This is a genomic window from Pantoea sp. CTOTU49201 (assembly GCF_032054795.1).
Classification (GTDB): domain Bacteria; phylum Pseudomonadota; class Gammaproteobacteria; order Enterobacterales; family Enterobacteriaceae; genus Pantoea; species Pantoea symbiotica.
Genome location: NZ_DAMBSA010000011.1, coordinates 25,270 through 28,096, shown reverse-complemented (window position 1 = coordinate 28,096; position 2,827 = coordinate 25,270). Strand labels below are relative to the sequence as shown.

Here is a 2,827-nt window from a genome sequence, read left to right as displayed (position 1 = left end):
GCGTGGTGGCAGAAATCGCCGATCGCGTGGTGGTGATGCTGCGCGGCGAAGTGGTAGAGCAGGGCACGGTAACTGAAATCTTCAACGCGCCGCAGCATCCGTACACCAAAGCGTTATTGGCCGCAGTGCCGAAGCTCGGCGATATGCGCGAACACGCATGGCCGCAGCGCTTTCCGCTGTTGGGCAGTAATGCCAGCGATAACAGCGAGCAGCGCACCGCGCGCTACGATGAAACGCCGCTGCTGGATGTACGCGGCCTGAAAGTCTACTACCCAATTCGCAGCGGCATTTTCTCGGCGCTCACCCATCAGGTGCACGCGGTGGAGCAGATCGATTTCAGCCTGTGGCCGGGCGAAACCCTGGCGATTGTCGGCGAAAGCGGCTGCGGCAAATCCACCACCGGCCGGGCGCTGATGCGGCTGATTAACAGCGACGCCGACAGCATCCATTTCCAGGGCAACGAAATCGCCAACCTGAAAGAGGCGCAGTTCCAGCCGCTGCGCCGTGAAATCCAGATGGTGTTTCAGGATCCTTACGCCTCGCTCAATCCGCGTCTCACCGTCGGCTTCACCATTGCCGAACCGCTGCTGCTGCACGGCATGGTCAAGTCGCTGGAAGAAGCGTCGCCGCAGGTCGATGCGTTACTGAAAAGCGTGGGCTTATTGCCGGAACATGCGCAGCGCTATCCACATGAATTTTCCGGCGGCCAGCGTCAGCGTATCGCCATTGCGCGCGCCATGGCGCTGAAACCCAAAGTGATCATCGCTGACGAAGCCGTCTCGGCGCTGGACGTGTCAATTCAGGCGCAGGTGGTAAACCTGATGATGGATCTGCAACAGCAAACCGGCGTGGCGTGGATTTTCATCTCGCACGATATGGCGGTGGTGGAACGTATCGCTAACCGCGTGGCGGTGATGTATCTCGGCCAGATTGTTGAGCTGGGACCGCGTCAATCGGTGTTCAACCAGCCGCAACATCCGTATACCCAACGTCTGCTGGCCTCGGTGCCGGTGGCCGATCCCCAGAACCGTCAACCCCGCACTTTCGAGGAAAGCGAAATACCTTCGCCGCTGCGCAAGGTGGGAGAAACGGTCGTTAAACCGCGTTATTGCCAGGTTGCTCCGCAACACTGGGTCGCTGATTTTGTTTCGCGCTAACCCTCAATACCAGGAGATTTCATGAACCCGATTTTCCGCCGTACTGCGCTCGCGCTGGGATTGACCCTCTCGCTGGCCGCCGCCGCTCAGGCACAGGATCTGCGCATTTCGATGTATGCCGACATCACCGGCCTCGATCCGCACGATACCTCCGATAACGTCAGCTACTCGGTGCAGAGCGGCATCTTCGAGCGTCTGTTCCAGTTCGATGCCAAGATGAAGCTGCAGCCGTGGCTGGCTACCAGCTACACCAGCAACGACAGCGCCACCGAATTTACCCTGACGCTGCGTAAAGACGTGACCTTCCAGGACGGCACGCCGTTCGATGCCGAAGCGGTGAAGGCCAACCTCGATCGCCTTGCCGACCAGACCAAAGGCCTCAAGCGCAACAGCCTCTACAAGATGATTGCGAAAGTGACGGTGCTGGCGCCGGATCAGGTGAAAATCGATCTGAACCAATCCTTTGGTGCATTCATCAATACGCTGGCGCATCCGTCGGCGGTGATGTGGAGCCCGGCGATTCTCAAACAGTATCCGGAAGAAGCGCAGCTGCGCCTGCATCCGGTCGGCACCGGTCCGTTCAAATTCGTGACCTGGCAGCCGGGTAAAGCCGTGACGCTGGCGAAGTACGACGGCTACTGGCAAAAAGGCTGGCCGAAAGTGGATAACGTGATCTTCTCGCCAAGCCCGGAAGATGCCACGCGCGTGGCGGCGCTGAAATCGGGGCAGGTGGATGCGATCTGGCCATTGCCATCCGATCTGATCGCCACCGTGCAGAGCGATAGCAAACTGGCGGTGCAGCGCGATCCGAGCATTTATCTCTATTACATGGCGATCAACACCCAGCACAAACCGCTGGCGGATGTCCGTGTGCGTCAGGCGATCAACTACGCCATAGACCGCGATCTGTGGCTGAAAGTGGCGTTTGCCGGCATGGGCAAACCGGCCAGCTCGGCGATTCCGCAAGGCGTGCAGTTCTATCAGAAGCAGAGCGCACCGAACTATCGCTATGCGCCGGATGAAGCCAAAGCGCTGCTGAAAGCCGCCGGTTATCCGAACGGCCTCGATCTTAAACTGTGGGTCACCAACGCCACCGCCAGCGTGCGTGCCGCGCAGGTATTGAAAGCGCAGCTGGCAACGGTGGGCATTCGCGCCACGGTAACGCCGATGGATTCCGGCACGCGCAACGCCAAACTGTGGGGCGTGAAGGACCCGAAAGAGGCGGAATTTGATCTCTATTACGGCGGCTGGTCGACATCAACCGGTGATGCCGATTGGGCCTTGCGTCCACTCTACGCCACCGAATCCTGGGTGCCGACCTCGTATAACGTCTCGTACTTCAGCAATGCCGAAGCCGACAAAGCGATTGCCGGTGGTTTAGCCACCGCCGATCCAGCCAAGCGTGGCGAAGCCTACGCCGAAGCGCAGAAAGTGTTGTGGAAAGAGGCGCCAGTCGCCTTCCTCGGCACGCCAGACAATCTGGTCGGCAAACGCAGCACGCTGAGCGGTGTATCGATGCTGCCGGATGGCAACTTCCTGTTTAATCAGGCGACGTTTAAGTAAAGGTTGGCGGTCGCCATTAATGGCGACCCTACGTTGTAGGGTGCGCATTTATGCGCACCTGGAACAATCCGCACCCAACCAAAAGGAACCGCATGTTCGCATACATC

General features: G+C 59.2%; 2 protein-coding genes. Both read left to right on the top strand.

Annotated features, from left to right (window positions below; genetic code table 11):
* Window positions 1–1,157: dipeptide ABC transporter ATP-binding protein (locus RTY00_RS01760; protein WP_312663212.1), on the top strand; the 1,157-nt coding region annotated here is incomplete at its 5' end.
* 21 nt (window positions 1,158–1,178) lie between these two features.
* Window positions 1,179–2,720 carry a glutathione ABC transporter substrate-binding protein gene (locus RTY00_RS01755; protein WP_312663211.1) on the top strand — a complete coding sequence of 514 codons (1,542 nt, stop codon included), beginning with the start codon at window positions 1,179–1,181 and terminating at the stop codon, window positions 2,718–2,720.
* Window positions 2,721–2,827: the final 107 nt, after the last annotated feature.